This is a genomic window from Streptomyces sp. C1-1, from assembly GCF_050214755.1.
Classification (GTDB): domain Bacteria; phylum Actinomycetota; class Actinomycetes; order Streptomycetales; family Streptomycetaceae; genus Streptomyces.
Map to the genome: position 1 here is coordinate 8,550,755 of NZ_CP189826.1, position 18,326 is coordinate 8,569,080.

Sequence of the window (18,326 nt, forward strand, 5' to 3'; positions counted from 1 at the left end):
GGTCGGGCATCTGAGGCGGCCGCCCTGCGGTGACTCCCGTCAACCGTCACCGTCCTCGGCAGCCGCCTCCAGTGAGGCCAGCGCTGTCGCCGGGTCCCGGGAAGCTACGCCGCCGGGAACCCAGCGTCCGCGCTCCTCGCGATACGGCCACCAACGCCCGTCCCGCCCCAGCCGCAACTGGACCGGCGCACCCACGACGGTCCACCGGTTGCCGACGGACCGCAGCGACGGTCGCTCCTCGTCTTCCCACGCCTCCTCAAGGGTGGCACGCGCGCGTGCGAGCGTTTCGCCCGAGACGATCCACTCCTCCTCCAGCACGGCCAGCGCGTCCGCACCTCCGAGCTCCCACGCGCGCGTGGCCGGCGCCAGACTCTCCCGGTCACGTGCCGAGCCCTCCGCCAGCCGGTCCGCCACCTCCTCCAAGGGCCCGCCGAGCGCCAGCCGCACCGCGTCCTGGGCGGTCGTCAACTCCTCGGCGAGACCGGTTTGTTCCGTTCCGGCATGCAGGGCCTCGGCGAGGAGCCGGTGCGCTTCCGCGGCGGTCCGGGCGGCCAGGTACCGCAGCGCGTCCGGATCGATGCCCGCTGGGGGTGGGGTGTCGGTGACGAAGGAGGGCGGCGTGCCGGGCTCCGCGGGCAGGTCCGGCAGGGCGGGCAGCGGCGGCAGGATGTCGCCGGCCGCATACGCCTCCGTGGCGTCCACGCCCTCGTCTGCGGATGCCTCCGCAGCGGGTGGCGCACTGCGGGCCTGGAGGTCGGTCAGCAGCGCCCGTTCGCCCCGTCCCCGCATCAGGAGCAGGGCCAGCGGGTCCTGGTCCAGCAGCCGTGCCACCTGGTAGCACAGGGCCGCGGTGTGCCCGCAGTGGTCCCAGGCGCCGCAGTCGCACTGCGCCTCCAGGTCGCCCATGCCCGGCAGCAGTTCGACGCCGGCCGCCGCCGCGTCCTCGACGAGATGCGGCGGCATGTCGCGATCCAGGAGGGCCGCGACGTGTCCGGCCCGCTCGACCGTCATGTCCAGCAGGCGGTTCCACTGCTCGCCGTCGAGCTCCGCCAACAGGACGTCGGCGCGGTGGGCGCTGCGGTCGCGGTCCTGGACCACGGCGGTGATGCGCCCCGGCCGGACGGACACCGCACCCACGGCTCCCGCGCGGGTGAGCCTGCGCCCGGCCTTGAGCTGAGCCGAGTCCAGTGCGGCGTCCTCCAGGGCCTTCAACCAGGCCCGGCCCCACCACGTGTGCGCGAAGGCCCGCCCGTGCGGGGGCGGCAGCGGCGCGAACGTGCGCTCGCTGTCGGCGTCGTGCCGGCTCATCGTGTTCCCCCTCGCAGCTCGACCAGATCGGCCAGCTCGGCATCCGTCAGCTCCGTGAGAGCGGCCTCGCCGGAGCCCAGCACCGCCTCGGCGAGCTCCTGCTTGCGGGCCAGCATCTCGGCGATACGGTCCTCGACGGTTCCCTCGGCGATCAGCCGGTGCACCTGGACGTGCCGGTTCTGGCCGATCCGGTGGGCCCGGTCGGTGGCCTGGGCCTCGACGGCCGGGTTCCACCAGCGGTCGTAGTGCACGACGTGCTCGGCACGGGTGAGGTTCAGGCCCGTGCCGGCGGCCTTCAACGACAGCAGGAAGACGGGTACCTCGCCGTCCTGGAACCGCCGCACCATCGCCTCCCGGCCGGCGACGGGCGTGCCGCCGTGCAGGAGCTGAGACGGCACTCCGCGTGCCGTCAGATGCCGTTCCAGCAGGCGTGCCATGCGCACGTACTGGGTGAAGACCAGAACACTCGACCCCTCGGAGAGGATGGTGTCGAGAAGTTCGTCCAGCAGCTCCAGCTTCCCGGAGCGCCCGCCGGTCCTCGGCAGCTCCTCCTTCAGGAACTGCGCCGGATGGTTGCAGATCTGCTTCAGTCCCGTCAGCAACTTCATGATCAGTCCGCGTCGCGCCATGCTGTCGGCTCCCGAGATCTGCGCCAGCGTCTCGCGCACCACCGCCTCGTACAGCGCGGCCTGTTCCTCGGTGAGCGACACGGCGCGGTCCGTCTCGGTCTTCGGCGGCAGCTCCGGCGCGATCCCCGGGTCCGCCTTGCGCCGCCGCAGCAGGAACGGCCGTACCAGCCGCGAGAGCCGCTCGGCGGCGGCCGGGTCCCCGCCGCCCTCGACGGCCCGCGCGTATCGGCTGCGGAAGGTGCCGAGCCGGCCCAGCAGCCCCGGGGTCGTCCAGTCGAGAATCGCCCACAACTCCGACAGGTTGTTCTCCACCGGGGTGCCGGTGAGCGCCACGCGTGCGCGTGCGCCGACGGAACGCAGCTGTCGGGCGGTCGCCGAGTACGGGTTCTTCACGTGCTGTGCCTCGTCCGCCACGACCATGCCCCACGACACCTCCCCGAGCCGGCGGGCGTCCAGGCGCAGCGTGCCGTACGTGGTCAGCACGAACTCCCCGTCGCCGACGCCGTCCAGGCCCCGGCCGGGTCCGTGGAAACGGCGCACCGGGGTGCCCGGTGCGAACCGCTCGATCTCCCGCTGCCAGTTGCTCATCAGCGAGGTCGGACACACCACGAGAGTGGGACCGGCCGTCGACGTCCTGGCCTGCCGGTGCAGATGCAGGGCGATCAGCGTGATCGTCTTGCCGAGCCCCATGTCGTCGGCGAGACAGCAGCCCAACCCCAGAGACGTCATTCGGGCCAGCCAACTCAGCCCCCGCAGCTGATAGTCCCGAAGGGTGGCCGCGAGCGCTGCGGGCTGTCCGACGGGCTCGTGCGCCTCGGGTTCCGCGAGCCGCTCGCGCAGGGCTTCCAGCCAGCCTGTGGGGTGTACGGCGACCAGGTGGCCGTCGACCTCGGTGGAGCCCGTCAGGGCGGCGCTGAGGGCGTCGACGGGCGCGATCCGGCGAGCGTGCCGCGCGCGGGCCCGCTGAGCCTCCCGGGGGTCGACCAGAACCCACTGGTCTTGCAGTCGCACGACGGGGCGTTTGGCCTCGGCGAGCAGGTCCAAATCCTCCCGCGTCAGCCGCCGGTCGCCCAGCGCGAAGCGCCAGTCGAAGGCGAGCAGCGCGTCGGCGGACAGCGACGACGGCGCGTCCGACTCGTCCCGGTGGGCCGTCGCCTCGCCCTCCGGCGGACCGATCACCGCGCCGACGGTCAGCCCGCGGGCCGGTTCCTTCGGCCAGTGCACGTCGACTCCGGCCGCGGCGAGCGCCCCGGTGCCCTCGGAGAGAAGCTCGGTGATCTCCTCGTCGGCGAGCTCGACCGCGTCCGGCACGCTCGCCGACAAAAGCGGTGCGAGCGGCGGCCACGCCCGGGCCGCGCGCCGCAACGCCAACAGAGTGTCCAGGCGCGCGCGGGGGCCGAAGCCCCTGGCGGTGTGCGCGGCGGTGTCCCACATGTCGGCGGCATCCGCCACGAGCCCCGGATCGTGCACGCCGTGCACCTGGGGCACCGCCCGGAACGTCACCGCCGTGTCGTCCGGGGCCGGGTCCGCGAGGCCGGTCACCTCGATCCGCAACGACAGCCGTACACCGGCGTCGTGACCCGCGGCGACGTCGGCGGCCCAGTCCCGCAGTTCCGGCCTGCGCCGCGCCTCGCGCGCCGCGTAGGCGGGGCCGCCGGTCACCAGCGGTGCCGCGGGGGAGCGCGGCACGGTGTCGGCGACCGCGTCCAGGAAAGCGCGCAGCAGCCGTTCCGGGTCCGGCAGGCGCCAGGGCTCGGTGCCGTTCAGCGGTGTGGCGTGCGCCTCCGGCGGCATTGCGGCGGCCAGCCGGCGCACCTGCTCGGCGTCCTCCGGGGACAGCGGACCGACGCGCCAGGCGTCGTGGTCGCCGGGCGACAGACCGGGCAGCAGCAGTCCACGCGCCACCAGGTGCAGTGCGAGTACGGCCGCGGCGCCCCAGAAAGCCGTCGCCCGGGGCCCGTTCGCGTCGGCACGCGCGCGTGTGAGGACCGGCAGTGCCGCCCGCACCGGCAGCACGGCGGCGGGCACGTCGATCTGTTCGAGACCGTCCTCACCCGGCAGGACGACGCCCACCGCACGGGCACTTCCGGCCGCGACCGACGGAGGGGCGGCGCCGTCGGGCCGCCAGAAGGCGACGGCGCCGGCACGTGCCGGGTCGCCGGGCAGAAAGACAGCGCGGCAGCGGGTCAGCTCATGGATCTCGGACGGTGTGGCCAGAAGGATCCTCTGCACGGCGAACCGCACTCCTCAAATTTGACTAATGAGGTCGGGAGGGTCGAGGGTACAGCAATCCGGCCCAAGATCCACCGCGGTCGCCGCCCACCGGAATTCCTCACCCTGGGGGTGCTGTCAACCCCCCTGTGCGCCCCGGGCTGGCACCAGGCCGTACACGGGTGGTGGCGTCATGGTCGCCGACTGTCGTCGGTCCGTACGTTTCTACAGGTCAGACCGTTGCCCGAGGAGCCGGAGACCGGACATGCCCGAGCCCGTCACAGCCGTCGTCGAACCGATCCCCGCCGCGCGCGCCGCACCGCCCTCCGCGAGCGAGTTCACGCCTTTGCTGCGCACGGTCAAGGGCCAGGGCCTCCTGGAGCGGCGCCACACCTGGTACGCGCTCGGCATCGCCGTCAACGCGCTCGCCCTGGCGTGCGTGGTCACCGGAGTCGTCCTTACCGGCGACTCCTGGTGGTCCCTCCTCCTGGCCCCGCCGCTGGCGGTCTTCTCCGCCCGTACCGCGTTCATAGGCCACGACGCCGGACACTCCCAGATCACCGGCCACAAGGCCCGCGCCCGGGCCATCGGCCTGATCCACGGCAACCTGCTGCTGGGGATGAGCTACGCCTGGTGGAACGACAAGCACAACCGTCACCACGCCAACCCCAACCACATCGACAAGGACCCGGACGTCGTCGCCGACGTCCTGGTCTTCACCGCCGCACAGGCGGCACACCGTTCGGGCCTCCGCCGCTGGCTCACCCGCAACCAGGCCTGGCTCTTCTTCCCGCTCACTCTCCTCGAAGGCGTTGCCCTGAAGGTCCACGGCTTCAAGGACCTGCGCCGACAGCCCCTCCGGGAGCGCGCGGTCGAGGGCAGCCTCCTCGTGGCGCACGTCGCCGCGTACGCGACGCTGCTGCTCATCACGCTGTCACCGGGCAAGGCGCTCGCGTTCGCCGCCCTGCACCATGCGCTGTTCGGCCTGCACCTGGGACTGGCCTTCGCTCCGAACCACAAGGGCATGGAGATGCCGGACCCCACCGGCGAGCGGTGGGGACATCTGCGCCGGCAGGTCCTCACCTCGCGCAACATCCGCGGCGGAGTGCTGACCGACTGGTTTCTCGGCGGCCTCAACTACCAGATCGAGCACCACCTCTTCCCCAGCATGCCGCGCCCCCATCTGCGTCTGGCCCGGCCTCTGGTGCGCGCCCACTGCGAGGAGTTGGGTATCCCCTACGCGGAGACCGGGCTCGTCGACTCCTACCGGCAGGCCCTGCTCCATCTGCACGAGGTGGGGGAGCCCCTCCGGCCGGCACGGTCATAAAGGGCTCTCAGGGACGAGTCGGGGTCACGACTCAGGGTCGTCTCAGGGTCGCGGCCCGGAACCGTGGGGAGCCCGGGCCCGTTTTCAGGACAGAGAGCGGCAGTGGCCGCGAAGGAGGCGACGCACATGTCGAGGAACGCGAAGATCGCCATAGGAGGTGTGGCGCTCGGGCTCTTCCTGTGGATCTGGCTGCCCTTCTGGGCGGTGGTCCTGATAGTCATCGGAATCCCGACGGCCGCATACCTCACGCTGGACCCCTCACAGCGGCGCAGGCTGCGCCGCATCAACCGCAAGGAGCTGGGCCGCTGAGGCGCTACCGCGACGAGGCACCCGGATCGGCAAGCGCGCACGAGTCGACCACATCGCCGCTCGAAGGCCGTGCGACGGTGTGGTCGGCGGGCGGCCGCGTGCCCTTCTCCACCCAGGAGACCAGCGCGTCGAAGGCCGACCGGTAGCAGGGCAGGATGGGCCGCAGCCGGTCCGGATAGGTGTCGTAGAGGCCGTCGACGTGTGTGCCGCCCTGGATCGTGTAGTAGCGGTGCAGGGGGCCACGGCCGCTCGCGCCGACCATGCGCGCGTACACGTCCGAGTCGGCCGCCTTCGGCAGCAGGGCGTCGAGGTCGCCGTGCAGCGTGATCAGCGGCCTGCCGATCCGACCGGTCAGCGACACCCGGGCCACGGCCCGGTGCACGGCGGCGGGGCGTGCCGCGTAGTCGTAGGTGGCGTCGGAGGCGCAGGGGGCCAGGATCTGGTCCGCGGTGCTCCCGGCGGACGGACCGGGGCAGCCCAGGTCGTAACCGGGGTCGAACTCGGCGCGGTAGATCTTCTGTGTGACTCCCCAGTAGGCCTTCTCGTGATACGGCCACAGGAACTCGGAACCTCGTGCGAAACCGACCGCGTACATGTCCTCGTCCCGGGCCGAGCCCAGTGTCCGGGCCACGGCGGTGGGCAGGGAGGTGAGCAGGTTGGGTCCGTCCGCGGTCCACAGCGCGCCCTCCCAGTCCACGCCTCCGTCGTACAGCTCCGGATGGTTCTCCAGCTGCCACCGGGTGAGATAGCCGCCGTTGGAGATGCCCGTCATGTACGTGCGGCTCGGGGCCTGCCCGTACCGCTGGGCCACCGCGCGCCTGGCCGCTCGCGTGAGCTGGGTGGTGCGCGCGTTCCATTCGGCGATCGCGTCACCGGGGCGGGTCCCGTCCCGGTAGAAGTCCGCGCCGCTGTTGCCCTTGTCGGTCGCCGCGTAGGCGTAGCCCTCGGCCAGCACCTGGTCCGAGATCGCCTTGTCCGTCGCGTACTGCCGGCGCGTGCCCGGTGCGCCGGTGACCACCAGGCCGCCGTTCCAGTGGTCCGGCAGCCGGATCACGAACTGCGCGTCGTGCGCCCAGCCATGGGTGGTGTTGAAGTGGGAGGAGTCCGGGAAGTACCCGTCGATCTGCAGCCCGGGCACCCCTGACGGAGTGCGCGTGCCGGCGGCCGTGAGCCCCGCCTGATCGGCCGAGTCGGTGTACGGCGTCCCGGCCAGCCCGGTCGTGGTCAGGTCGGGCAGACACGCGTCGCGCTGCAGGGCCGCGCCCGGTACGCGCACCCGCTCCTGCCGGGCGCAGTGCTCCCCGCCCACCGCCGCGGCCGACGCATGAGCCGGCCACGCCAGGGCCGCCGCGAGCAACGTGGCGGCAGCGAGCGGAACACCGCGGATGGGACGCATGACGGGCCTCCTGAGGCAGCGCTGGGTAGGCGGCGCCCGAGTGAGACGGGCGCCGAGAGCTGCCTCATGGTGCGGTCAGGCGTTCAGCGCATCCATGGGTCGGGACCCCATGGAAGGAGGCCGTCATATGGGGGAGCAGCACAGGCGGCCTTATGGGGGAGCAGCACAGGTGGCGCCCGCCCGGTGGCTCAGCTCGGGCGCACGGCCATCTTGTCCAGGGCCTCCAGCAGCCCCGGCAGCTCCGGCCCCCGGCCCACCGGCAGCACCTCGCCGGGCTCCGCGTCGAGGAGCACGAAGGCGATGTCGTCGGTCCGGGCCACCAGCGACCAGCCGGGACCGTCGGCGCGCAGGGTGCGCGCGTCGCCCGGGGCGAACGACGAGCGGACGCGGCCGAGCGGCGGCGGCGACTCGACGTACGCGCGCGCCTCGGCCAGTACACGCCGAATCCCGTTGTGCCCGGCGGACTTCACCTGCCGACCGTCGGCCCCCGACTCACCCGAATCGCTCGACTCACCGGACTTGTCCGGCTCGCCCTGGCCGGCCTCATCGGCGTCCTGCGAGCCCTCACCGGCCGCCGAGGCCCCGTCCGCGCCCGCGAAGGCGCCGTCGTCGATCTGCTCCCGCCACAGGGCCCACTGGAGCGCGATCTCGTCGGCGCCCAGCCGCCGCTGGGCCGGACCCCAGGTGGTCGTGTCCGGCGGCGCCAGCGGCGCACGCTCCGCGACCTCGGGAGCGGGGTCGTGCGGCTCGGGCACGCCGGGGGCCGCGACGGCGACCGCGAGCGGCCAGCCCGGCAGAGCCGCCACGACCGAACGCTCGTCGGGCGACAGGTCGTACTCCATGCCGCAGTCCCACGACGCGATGGCGACGGCGACCAGCGACACGTCGTCGACCACGACGGTCCACCGCGCGCCGTCCCCGTCCTGGCCGATCACCAGGCCGTAACCATCGGCGAGCGGCGCGAGGCCGAGCGCCGCGCAGGCCTCCGGATAGTCGTCGCCCAGCACGCTCGGAAACTTCGCCGGCGTCAGCAGCACCGCCGTGAGCACATAGAGCGCGTCGTCCGCGGCGGCGACGGCGCCCTCGTCCGTCCCGGCCATCCCAGCCTCCCCATCGTTCGTCCAACGGCGCGCACCCTAATGCGCGCGGAAGGCGCTTGTCACGACTCGCAAGCACACCCGGAGCTGCAGTTTTCCGGGTGGACGGGGCGAATCGACCTCCGGCCGGTGCGCGCGTCAGGCCGCCGGAAGCCCGAGCAGGGTGCGGGCCACGGCCCGCGGGGACTCGTCCCGCTCCCGGGCCAGCGCGATCAACGCACGGCAGGCCAGCTCGTTGACCCCGAAGGACAGCGCCTCCGGGGACACCCAGCCCGCCGCCTCGTCGATCCGCTCCTGGTCGTCCTCGGCGCACGCCGAGACGTACGCGGCAGCGGCTTCGAAAAGATTGTGTGTACGTTTGTCCCGGCCGTCGTTCATCCCCCCGCGCGCGGCGGTGAGGAATCTGGCACCGGACTTGCGCAGCCTGCCCCACATACTGATCGCCTTCCCCCTGCGTCGTTGCCCTGACACATCGTCCATCTCCTGCCCCTCAACGTAGAGTTGGAGTCCCGACGGCAGAAGGGGGAGGACGCGGTGAAGCGCTTCGAGCGGCTCGAGGAGATCCGGCGGCTGGACCCGTACCGGGACGCATCCGAGATCTACCGTCTCAGCTCGGCCTACGAGTTCCCATGGGACTACACCCGCGCGCTGGAACTGGCCCTCTACCGGACGTACGCGGTGCCCGCCATCGGCCGGCTGCTCGCCGAGACGGCGGAACTGACCGAGCGCGCCCAGAAGCGGTACGACGACACCACGCTGCTGCTCGACGCCGTCGTGGAGCACGGCTTCGGCAGCGCGGAGGGCCGCACGGCGATCCGCCGGATCAACCGGATGCACCGCAGCTATGAGATCGGCAACGACGACATGCGCTACGTCCTGTGCACGTTCGTGGTGATGCCCAAGCGGTGGATCGACGCCTACGGCTGGCGCAGGCTGTCACGGCACGAGATCGTCGCCACCGCCGAGCACTACCGCACCCTCGGCCGCCACATGGGTATCCAGGACATCCCCGGGTCCTACGAGGAGTTCGAAGCGCTTCTCGACGACTACGAGGAGGCCCACTTCGCGTGGGACGCCGGCGCGCGGCGGGTCTCCGACGCCACGCTCGACCTGATGGCCTCCTGGTATCCGCGCCCGCTTGCCCCCCTCCTGCGCACCTCGACTCTCGCCCTCCTCGACGACCGCCTCCTGCGGGCTTTCCGCTACTCGCCGCCGAGCCCCGCCACGCGCGCGCTGGTGCGCCGCGGGGTACGCGCGCGTGGACGGTTCGTGCGCCTGATGCCGCCGCGGCGGACACCGCACCACGCGCGGCAGAACTGGGAGGTCAAGGGCTACCCGGACGGCTACACGCTGGAGCGGCTGGGCACCTGGCCGGTTCCGGGCGTGCGGGGCTGTCCCGTTCGGCACCTGGACGTGTCAGCCGGCGAGTGAGCCGGTCCGATCCTCCCGCACGGCCAGGGCGAGGAAGCGGGTGTCCTCGTCGGCGTAGGACGTCATCCGCCATCCCGAAGCGGCCAGCAGGGGTCGGAGGTTGGGCTCCGCGCGCAGGTCGTCCGGAGTGATCCGGCGGCCCTGGCGCGCGGCGAGCGCCGACCGGCCGATGGGGTGGAACAGGGCGAGCACGCCGCCGGGACGCACCACCCGGGCCAACTCCCGCAGACCGTCGGCCGGCCGGGGCAGATGCGCGATCAGCCCGGCGGCGAACACCGCGTCCAGCGACCGCGACCGCAGCGGCAGCGCGGCCACGTCTGCCAGCAGCAGCTGCCCGTCGCGGTCCCTGCCCGCCCGTACGGCGGCCTGGAGCATGGCCGGGGTCAGATCGGCCCCGACGACCACTCCCGTGGCCCCCACGGCGGCACGCAGGGGCGTCAGGGCCCGCCCGGTGCCGCAGCCGGCGTCGAGCACCCGGTCGCCCTCCCGCAACCCGAGGTCGGCGACCGCGGAGGCGTAGGCGGGCCCGTCGTCGGGGAACCGGCTGTCCCAGTCGGCGGCGCGGGCACCGAAGAACTCCTGCACATGTGTGTGGTCGTCGCTCATGTTCCGCATGATCCCTCACCGCCACGGATGACGCCCTGGTGCGCACGTTCGGGCGTGACCCGGTCTTTCAGGCGCACCGCTGCGTCATATTGCAGCACCTTTCGAAATGCGCCCCCTTTGTGCGCCTGTGCTCCCAGTAGCGTCCCGGGGCCATGGGACACCTGGACCACGCCACCTTCGGCTGGCTGACCCCCGTACTGTCGTACGTGATGGCCTGCATAGGCGCCGCACTCGGGCTGCGCTGCACGGTCCGCGCCCTCGGCGCCACCGGACGCTCGCGCCGCAACTGGCTGCTCACCGCCGCCTCCGCCATCGGCACCGGCATCTGGACCATGCACTTCGTCGCCATGCTCGGTTTCGGCGTCAGCGGCACCGACATCCGCTACGACGTGCCGCTGACCATCGTGAGCCTGCTCGTCGCCATGCTCGTCGTCTGCGGCGGGGTCTTCGCCGTCGGCTACAGCAAGGACCGCACCCGGGCGCTGCTCCTCGGCGGACTCGCCACCGGCATCGGCGTGGCGAGCATGCACTACCTGGGCATGGCAGCGGTACGGCTGCACGGCCACGTCGGCTACGACCCGGCCCTCGTCGCGCTCTCCGTGCTGATCGCCGTCGTCGCGGCCACGGCGGCCCTGTGGGCGGGGCTCAACATCAAGTCGCCGGTCGCCGTCAGCCTCGCCTCGCTGATCATGGGCGCCGCGGTCACCAGCATGCACTACACCGCGATGTTCGCGGTGCGGGTCGACGTCGTGCCCTCCGGCCAGGCCCTGCCCGGGGCCACGGCGATGCAGTTCATCTTCCCCCTCGCCGTCGGCCTCGGGTCCTACCTGTTCCTGACCTCCGCCTTCGTCGCGCTCTCGCCGACGACCGGGGAGCGCGAGGCGTCCGCCTCGGCCCAGCGGCCGGTCGAGAGCGCCGTCCCCTAGGCACGGGTCCGGCCCGACGGCACGCATCCAAACCACTCCCGAGCGAGGAGTCCATGCGCACACCCCGTAGGACGTCCACCAGCGGCGCCGAGACGCCCCCCGGGTCTCTCCCGCGCGGTCGGCGCGCCCACGCCGGACCGCCGGCCGACGAGCGCGAGCAGGAGTACGACGGCTCGGCGCCGCGGGAGCAGCCCACGCGCGCGACGCGGCGGCGAATACGCCCGCGCACCATCCGGGCCAGGATCGTCTGCCTGCTGATGGTGCCGGTCGTCTCGCTGCTGGCCCTGTGGGCCTACGCCACCGTCACCACCGCCCAAGGCGTCTCCGGACTGCGGCAGTTGCAGCGCGTCGACGACGAGATCCGCACGCCCGTCGCCGAGGCCGTCGCCGCCCTCCAGGCCGAACGCACCGCCGCGGTGCGCTGCGCCGCCGATCCGTCGCCCCGGCACAGGAACGAGTACAAACGGCTCGCGGACCGCACCGACCGGGCCGTGGCCCGGCTGCGGCTCGGTGACGACAGCACCGTCGCCGACGGAACGGAACTCCCCGCAGACGTGGCCCGACGGCTCAAGACATTCGTCACCGGCGCCGGACAGCTGACTCCCCTGCGCACCGCCGCCCTGGACCACCGCACCGACTGGACCCGGGCGTACGGGGGCTACACGAGCGCCATCGCCACCGCCTTCGGGGTCGGCGGCGCGCTCGGCGGCATCCGGGACGCCGACCTCGGCACCGACGCGCGCGTGCTGCTCGAGTTCTCCCGCGCGGGCGAAGCTCTCGCCCAGGAGGACGCGATACTGGCCGGCGCGGACCGCGTCGACGGTCTCAGCGGCGCCGGACTGACGCTGTTCACCGGCGCCGTGGACACCCGCCGGACCCTCACCGGGATCGCCGTCGCCGACCTCCACGGCACCGAGCGCGACACCTGGCACGACCTCGCCGGCAGCAGCGCCTACAGGGCCGTCGGCACCGCCGAGAACCGCGTCCTGGCCGGCACCCCGGGCCCGCTGAGGGCCACGGCGTCGCAAGACACCTGGAACAGCGCCCACGCACGCGTACAGGCCGGCATGCGCGCCATCGAGGCCGACGCCGGACACGAGGTCGCCGGCCGGGCCGATCCGTTCACCCGCGGCCTGCTCACCCCCGCCGGCGCCGCCGTCCTCCTTGGCCTCGCCGCCGTGGCCGCCTCGCTCGTCATCTCCGTGCGCATCGGCCGCGGTCTCGTCGTCGAGCTGGTGGGCCTGCGCAACAGTGCCCTGGAGATCGGCCGGCGCAGCCTCCCCGAGGCGATGCGGAAGCTGCGCGCCGGCGACGAGATCGACATCCGCTCCGAGGCCCCGCACGGACCGCCCGCCGAGGACGAGGCCGGACAGGTCGCCGAGGCCCTGGGCATAGTGCACCGCGCCGCCCTGCGGGCCGCCGTCGAGCGCGCCGAACTCGCCAGCGGCATCTCGGGCGTCTTCGTCAACCTCGCCCGCCGCAGCCAGGTCCTCGTCCACCGCCAGCTGACCCTGCTCGACAGCATGGAGCGCCGCTCCGACGACCCGAACGAACTGAGCGACCTCTTCCGGCTCGACCACCTCACCACCCGGATGCGGCGGCACGCCGAGAGCCTGATCATCCTCTCGGGGGCGGCGCCCGGCCGTGCCTGGCGCATGCCGGTGTCGCTGACCAACGTGGTGCGCGCGGCCGTGTCCGAGGTCGAGGACTACGCGCGCGTGGAGGTACGACAGCTCCCCGAGGCGTCCGTGATGGGCGCGGCCGTCGCCGACCTCACCCACCTGCTGGCCGAACTCGTCGAGAACGCCGCCCAGTTCTCCCCACCGCACACGCGTGTGCGCATCACGGGAGAACCCGTCGGCAACGGCTACGCTCTGGAAGTCGAGGACCGCGGCCTGGGCATGGGCAAGGAGACCCTGGCCGAGGCCAACCGGCGCATCGCCCAGTCCGAGGCGCTCGACCTCTTCGACAGCGACCGGCTCGGCCTCTTCGTGGTCAGCAGGCTCGCGGCCCGCCACGGCGTCAAGGTGCAACTGAGCACCTCCCCGTACGGCGGCACCACCGCGGTCGTCCTGTTGCCGACCGCACTTCTGCACGCCGACGCGGCGGAACGTTCTCCCGGCAAGGCGGCGGACCCGCAGCGGCCGGTGGAACGCGAGTACGCGCGCGTACCCGCCCCCACGTCGCCCAAGGAGTCCGTGCACGCCCTTGCCGAGCGGCCGGCGCTGTCGGCACCCGCACCCGCCACGGCGGAACCGGCGTCCGACCCCCCACCCCCTGGAGTGACCGCCTTGCGCCTGCACCGTCCCGAGGACGACGTCGAAGCATCGGACGACCTGCCCCGCCGGGTGCGCCAGGCGAGCCTCGCCCCCCAGTTGCGCGGGCACCGCGCCGAGGAACCGGCCCAGCGGCCCTCCGGCCCCCTCGCAGACGAACAGCGCACCCCGGAGGTCGTACGGGAGCGCATGGCGGCCTACCGCGACGGCTGGGCGCGCGGCGGTGGCAGGCAACCGGGCCGCGGTGCCGGCCCGGAATCCACAGCGGGCAGCGACAGCAGCGAAGGAGATCGCGCATGATCCAGGATCCGAGCACGAGGGCCGCCCAGCGGGGTGGTGAACTCGACTGGCTGCTGGACGACTTGGTGCTGCGCGTGGCCGAGGTGCGGCACGCCGTGGTGCTGTCCAACGACGGACTCGCCGTGGGCGCGTCCACCGATCTGCGCCGTGAGGACGCGGAACACCTCGCCGCCGTCGCCTCCGGCTTTCACAGCCTGGCCAAGGGCGCGGGCCGCCACTTCGGGGCCGGCGGCGTGCGCCAGACCATGGTGGAGATGGACGACGCCTTCCTGTTCGTGGCCGCCGCGGGCGACGGCTCCTGCCTGGCCCTGCTGACCGCCGTGACCGCCGACATCGGCCTGGTCGCCTACGAGATGGCGCGGCTGGTCAAGCGAGTCGGCGAGCACCTGTACACAGCGCCGCGCGTCGCCGCGCGGCCGCCCGCCGCCCGATGAGGCGCGAGGGCGGTCCGCGCACATGAACCTCGACAGGACCGGCGTCCCACAGCAGCCGGGCAGCCAGTGGTACGACGGCGAGGCCGGGCCCCTCGTGCGGCCGTACGCCATGACGGGAGGGCGAACCCGGCCCGGGCCGACCGGCGTCCGTTTCGACCTGATCGCCCTGGTCACCCTGGACCTTGGCGCGCCCGGCGGGGCGGACGACGCGGCGCTCGGCCCGGAGCACCGGACCCTGATCGCCCTGTGCCGCACGGAGACGCAGTCGGTCGCCGAACTCGCCGCCGGCGCCGACCTGCCCGTGGGCGTGGTCCGTGTACTCCTCGGTGACCTGCTGGAGTTCGGCCGCGTCACCGTGAGCCGTCCCGTGCCTCCCGCCCAGCTTCCCGACGAACGGATTCTGCGCGAAGTGATCGAGGGATTGCGGGCGCTGTGACGAACGTCGACGACCAGACGCGTATGGACGCCCACCGTTTCCGGTACACCCGAGAGAAGTGATCGATGATCTCCGAGCACCCCGAGCACCCCGAGCACCCCGAGCAGCCCGAGCACTCCGACGCCCAGGGCGGTGAGACGGCCGCGCTCGCGTTGAAGATACTGGTCGCCGGCGGGTTCGGCGTGGGCAAGACCACCCTGGTGGGCGCGGTCAGCGAGATCAAGCCGCTGCGCACCGAGGAACTGCTCAGCGAGGCCGGTCAGTCGGTGGACGACACCGGCGGCGTGGACCAGAAGGTCACGACGACCGTCGCCATGGACTTCGGCCGCATCACCATCCGCTCCGGCCTGTCCCTCTACCTTTTCGGCACACCGGGTCAGGACCGCTTCTGGTTCCTGTGGGACGAGTTGGCCCAAGGGGCGCTGGGCGCCGTCGTCCTCGCCGACACCCGCAGGCTCGACGACTGCTTTCCCGCGGTCGACTACTTCGAGCACCGGCACATCCCGTTCGTGGTGGCCGTCAACTGCTTCACGGGCGCCCGCAGGTACACGGCCCAGGAGGTCTCTCGCGCCCTCGACCTGGACCGGGGTACGCCGGTGGTGCTCTGCGACGCCCGGGACCGCGACTCGGGGAAGGAGGTGCTGATCCGGCTCGTCGAGTACGCCGGGCGGATGCACACCGCCCGGCTGCTCGACTCGGTCGGCTGACGCCCCACGCCGCCCGGTGGACGGTCAGCCGGAGACGGCCTTCTCCGCCAGAACCTTGTCGATCGCCATCCGCACGAGGAGTTCGCCGGGTACGCCGTTGCGGGCCCCGAACTCCTCCGCCCGCTCCTCGCCCATGTACCGGGCCCCGATGCGGGTGGCCCAGTACCGCAGTTCCTCCGGGTCCTCCGAGATCCGGGCCCGGCCCTGCAGCACGACGTAGTCGTAGGGCGGCCGGTCGTCGTCCACGCACAGCGCGGCACGCCCGTCGCGGGCCAGATTCCGCCCCTTCACACTGGACTTCGCGGTGTTGAACACGACGTCGTCCCCGTCCAGCACGAACCAGATCGGCGTCACATGCGGGCTCCCATCGGCCCGGACGGTCGAGAGTTTCGCGGTGCGGGTGCCGTACGAGACGAATGCCCGCCATTCCTCATCGGTCATCTTCTGTGCCATGCCCCCATCCTCCTTGCTCGTGGGCCTGGTGTGGGGAAGGCTGACGGGCAGATCCTCCGGCCAGGGGGAGTCGTCACACGGGGAGTTTTCGACCATGGTGCAGAACCAGACACTTGGCTGGCTGCTGGACGATCTGACCGAGCGGGTGGAACAGGTGCGGCACGCCCTGGTCCTGTCCAACGACGGACTGGTCACCGGCGCGAGCACGGGCCTCAGGCGTGAGGACGCCGAGCATCTCGCCGCCGTCTCGTCCGGACTGCACAGCCTGGCCAAGGGCTCGGGACGCCACTTCGGCGCGGGCGGAGTGCGTCAGACGATGGTGGAGTTCGACGACGCCGTGCTGTTCGTCACCGCGGCCGGCGCGGGCAGCTGTCTGTGCGTGCTCAGCGCGGCGGAGGCCGACATCGGCCAGATCGCCTACGAGATGACCCTGCTCGTCAACCGGGTCGGCGAGCACCTCGACATCGAGGCCCGCCAACCCGATCCGGCCTCGGCGAAAGACTTCTGACCTGCAAGTTCTCCCTCTCCCGTGGAGTTATCCACAGGCCGCCACAAGATCCGCCGAAACGGCTACGGTTTTTTCCGAGGCCGCGCGGACGGCGCGGACCACCGACTCCACGGGGGAGACCAGCCATGTCAGGCAACATCGTCACGCCATCGTCCCGCACCCGCACGACCCGCACGACCCGCACGACCTGCACGACCTGCACGCCCAGCCGGGCGGCTCGGGGACTGGGCCTCAAACGGGGCGAGTTCGACCTCGCCGTTCATCTCGGACACATCCGGACCGTCCCCGACGAAGGCGGTGGTGGACGGCGCGTCCCACGGGCGGAGGTCGACCGGCTGTGTGCCGGGGAGGGCTTTCCCGAGACCCTGCGCAAACGCGTCGAGACCGTGGGCACCAGGGAAGGAGCCGGCCTGCTCGACGTGTCCGTGGGCCGGTTCACGCGACTGGCGCGCCTCGGCGTCGTCGTGCCGGTGAAGTTCTATCTCAACCGCTACCGGGCAGTCGTCTGGCTCTATCTCGCCGAGGAACTGCAGCAGTTCGCGGCGGACGAGAACAACGCGTCCCTGCTGAGCGGGCGCACACCACCGGGACTGCGGGAACAGCTGAAGGAGGGCCTGGACGTCCGGGCGCGCAACTGGCGGGTACGGCACCTTGGCTTCCTGCGGCGGCAGAGCGCCGGCCACCCATGGGCGCAGGCGGCGGCCGTCGCCTCACTGCTCGACCCGGCCCGACTCGCGGAGATCGTGCAGGACCCCTACGAGCGCACTCACCTGAGCCGGTTCCTGCCCAAGCCCATGGCGTACGGCGCCCCCGATTCGCCGACCGCACAGGTGGCCGAGCGAATCCTGCGGGCCGCCGACCCCGACGAGATCGCCTGGTACCGCGCCGACCTCGAACAGGCGGTGAGCGCCGCCCGCGCCGCCCAGCCCGCACCCCGCCCCGCTCCGGCCTCCGCTCCGGCCCTCGGAACGACCCGACCACAGCGGCCGCCCGCGGCGCCCGGCGCGCCGCATCAGCACCCGCCGTTTGTGGAGAGGCGACGGCCCCGCGGCCTGCTCGGCCGGTTGTGCCGCAGGAACGCGTGAGCTACAGCCGGCGGAACAGACCCTCCTGGACCACGGACACCAGCAGCCGACCCTCCACGTCGTAGATCCGTCCACGGGCCAGGCCCCTGCCGCCGACCGCGACCGGCGACTCCTGGTCGTACAGGAACCACTCGTCCGCGCGGAACGGCCGGTGGAACCACATGGCGTGGTCCAGCGACGCGATGTCGAAGCTGCGCGGCCCCCACAGGGGCTGGACCGGGATGCGGACGGCGTCCAGGAGGGTCATGTCGCTGGCGTAGGTCAGTGCGCAGGTGTGCACGACGGGGTCGTCGCCGAGCGGCCCGACCGCGCGCATCCACACGGCGCTGCGCGGCTCGGCGTCCTCGACCTCCTCGGGCGTCCAGCGCAACCGGTCCACATAGCGGATGTCGAAGGGCTGACGGCGGGCCATCCGCTCCAACTGCTCGGGGAGCGCGCCGTGATGCTCGCGGATCTCCTGCGTGACCGTCGGCAGGGACTCCGGGTCCGGGACCTTGCGGGCCGGCGGCAGCTGGTGCTCGAAGGGCCCTTCCTCAGGTTTGTGAAAGGAGGCGGTGAGATTGAAGATCGTGCGGCCCTGCTGCACGGCGGTGACCCGGCGTGTGGTGAACGACCTGCCGTCCCGCACCCGTTCGACCTGGTACACGATCGGCACACCCGGCCGGCCCGGACGCAGGAAGTACGCGTGCAGCGAGTGCACGGGGCGCTCGCCGTCGGTGGTGCGGGCGGCGGCGACCAGCGCCTGGCCCGCCACCTGGCCGCCGAAGACCCGCTGCAGCGACTCGTTCGGGCTCAGGCCACGGAAGATGTTGACCTCGATCTGTTCCAGGTCGAGCAGGTCGACGAGTCTCTCGGCCGGGTTCGTCATGCGTGGCTCGCTCCTTGGC

18 protein-coding genes are annotated in these 18,326 nt (G+C 72.6%); 10 read left to right on the top strand and 8 right to left on the bottom strand.

The annotated features are described in order from the left end of the window. Positions 1-39 precede the first annotated feature (39 nt). Together ACQF4J_RS38930 and ACQF4J_RS38935 are read right to left on the bottom strand one after the other, a co-directional pair. Positions 40-1,308 (bottom strand): SWF or SNF family helicase, encoded by a 1,269-nt coding sequence (locus ACQF4J_RS38930; RefSeq protein ID WP_427167850.1) that lies wholly within the window; start codon positions 1,306-1,308, stop codon positions 40-42. Beyond that, entirely contained in the window at positions 1,305-4,169 is a 2,865-nt protein-coding gene (locus ACQF4J_RS38935; RefSeq protein WP_427167851.1) for an SNF2-related protein, read from the bottom strand. The genes ACQF4J_RS38930 and ACQF4J_RS38935 overlap by 4 nt, the downstream gene beginning before the upstream one ends. A 244-nt stretch (positions 4,170-4,413) precedes the next feature. Between ACQF4J_RS38935 and ACQF4J_RS38940 the strand changes: the two genes are divergently transcribed. Together ACQF4J_RS38940 and ACQF4J_RS38945 are read left to right on the top strand one after the other, a co-directional pair. Then, positions 4,414-5,475, top strand: coding sequence for an acyl-CoA desaturase (locus ACQF4J_RS38940; RefSeq protein WP_427167852.1), 1,062 nt, complete (start codon positions 4,414-4,416; stop codon positions 5,473-5,475). Positions 5,476-5,601: 126 nt separating this feature from the next. Next, positions 5,602-5,784, top strand: a complete 183-nt coding sequence (locus ACQF4J_RS38945) for a hypothetical protein (RefSeq protein WP_200699304.1) — start codon at positions 5,602-5,604, stop codon at positions 5,782-5,784. Between the two features lie 4 nt (positions 5,785-5,788). Here the strand turns inward: ACQF4J_RS38945 and ACQF4J_RS38950 are convergent, their stop codons facing one another. The 3 genes from ACQF4J_RS38950 to ACQF4J_RS38960 all read right to left on the bottom strand — a co-directional run bounded on the left by ACQF4J_RS38950 (position 5,789) and on the right by ACQF4J_RS38960 (position 8,712). Further along, positions 5,789-7,180 (bottom strand): tannase/feruloyl esterase family alpha/beta hydrolase, encoded by a 1,392-nt coding sequence (locus ACQF4J_RS38950; RefSeq protein ID WP_351575479.1) that lies wholly within the window; start codon positions 7,178-7,180, stop codon positions 5,789-5,791. Between the two features lie 188 nt (positions 7,181-7,368). Beyond that, complete coding sequence (locus ACQF4J_RS38955) at positions 7,369-8,280, bottom strand: hypothetical protein (RefSeq protein ID WP_427167853.1); 912 nt, start codon at positions 8,278-8,280, stop codon at positions 7,369-7,371. A gap of 135 nt (positions 8,281-8,415) precedes the next feature. Beyond that, the gene (locus ACQF4J_RS38960; RefSeq protein ID WP_351575637.1) at positions 8,416-8,712 is read right to left on the bottom strand and encodes a hypothetical protein; all 297 of its coding nucleotides are present in this window, start codon (positions 8,710-8,712) and stop codon (positions 8,416-8,418) included. A gap of 99 nt (positions 8,713-8,811) precedes the next feature. On the opposite strand from ACQF4J_RS38960, the gene ACQF4J_RS38965 reads away from it, so the two are divergent. Beyond that, positions 8,812-9,708 carry an oxygenase MpaB family protein gene (locus tag ACQF4J_RS38965; protein WP_427167854.1) on the top strand — a complete coding sequence of 299 codons (897 nt, stop codon included), beginning with the start codon at positions 8,812-8,814 and terminating at the stop codon, positions 9,706-9,708. Here the strand turns inward: ACQF4J_RS38965 and ACQF4J_RS38970 are convergent. After that, positions 9,694-10,314, bottom strand: a complete 621-nt coding sequence (locus tag ACQF4J_RS38970; RefSeq protein ID WP_427167855.1) for a class I SAM-dependent methyltransferase — start codon at positions 10,312-10,314, stop codon at positions 9,694-9,696. The two genes, ACQF4J_RS38965 and ACQF4J_RS38970, sit on opposite strands and share 15 nt — an antisense overlap. Positions 10,315-10,466: 152 nt before the next feature. On the opposite strand from ACQF4J_RS38970, the gene ACQF4J_RS38975 reads away from it, so the two are divergent. The 5 genes from ACQF4J_RS38975 (at position 10,467) to ACQF4J_RS38995 (ending at position 15,393) form a co-directional block, all read left to right on the top strand. Then, positions 10,467-11,240 (top strand): MHYT domain-containing protein, encoded by a 774-nt coding sequence (locus ACQF4J_RS38975; RefSeq protein ID WP_351575491.1) that lies wholly within the window; start codon positions 10,467-10,469, stop codon positions 11,238-11,240. A 53-nt stretch (positions 11,241-11,293) separates the two neighbouring features. After that, on the top strand, positions 11,294-13,816 hold the full coding sequence (locus ACQF4J_RS38980; RefSeq protein ID WP_427167856.1) for a sensor histidine kinase: 2,523 nt from the start codon (positions 11,294-11,296) through the stop codon (positions 13,814-13,816). Continuing rightward, complete coding sequence (locus ACQF4J_RS38985) at positions 13,813-14,250, top strand: roadblock/LC7 domain-containing protein (RefSeq protein ID WP_351575504.1); 438 nt, start codon at positions 13,813-13,815, stop codon at positions 14,248-14,250. The genes ACQF4J_RS38980 and ACQF4J_RS38985 overlap by 4 nt, the downstream gene beginning before the upstream one ends. 22 nt (positions 14,251-14,272) lie before the next feature. Continuing rightward, positions 14,273-14,686, top strand: coding sequence for a DUF742 domain-containing protein (locus tag ACQF4J_RS38990; RefSeq protein WP_351575507.1), 414 nt, complete (start codon positions 14,273-14,275; stop codon positions 14,684-14,686). Positions 14,687-14,751: 65 nt separating this feature from the next. Next, positions 14,752-15,393 carry a GTP-binding protein gene (locus ACQF4J_RS38995; RefSeq protein WP_427167857.1) on the top strand — a complete coding sequence of 214 codons (642 nt, stop codon included), beginning with the start codon at positions 14,752-14,754 and terminating at the stop codon, positions 15,391-15,393. Positions 15,394-15,417: 24 nt separating this feature from the next. On the opposite strand, the gene ACQF4J_RS39000 is transcribed toward ACQF4J_RS38995, so the two are convergent. Further along, the gene (locus tag ACQF4J_RS39000; protein ID WP_351575513.1) at positions 15,418-15,846 is read right to left on the bottom strand and encodes a PPOX class F420-dependent oxidoreductase; all 429 of its coding nucleotides are present in this window, start codon (positions 15,844-15,846) and stop codon (positions 15,418-15,420) included. Between the two features lie 94 nt (positions 15,847-15,940). Between ACQF4J_RS39000 and ACQF4J_RS39005 the strand changes: the two genes are divergently transcribed. Both ACQF4J_RS39005 and ACQF4J_RS39010 read left to right on the top strand, forming a co-directional pair. Next, complete coding sequence (locus ACQF4J_RS39005) at positions 15,941-16,354, top strand: roadblock/LC7 domain-containing protein (RefSeq protein WP_351802608.1); 414 nt, start codon at positions 15,941-15,943, stop codon at positions 16,352-16,354. A gap of 125 nt (positions 16,355-16,479) precedes the next feature. Beyond that, positions 16,480-17,439, top strand: coding sequence for a DUF6397 family protein (locus ACQF4J_RS39010; RefSeq protein WP_427167858.1), 960 nt, complete (start codon positions 16,480-16,482; stop codon positions 17,437-17,439). A 1-nt stretch (position 17,440) separates the two neighbouring features. On the opposite strand, the gene ACQF4J_RS39015 is transcribed toward ACQF4J_RS39010, so the two are convergent. After that, positions 17,441-18,307, bottom strand: coding sequence for an acyl-CoA thioesterase (locus ACQF4J_RS39015; RefSeq protein ID WP_351575521.1), 867 nt, complete (start codon positions 18,305-18,307; stop codon positions 17,441-17,443). Positions 18,308-18,326: the final 19 nt, after the last annotated feature.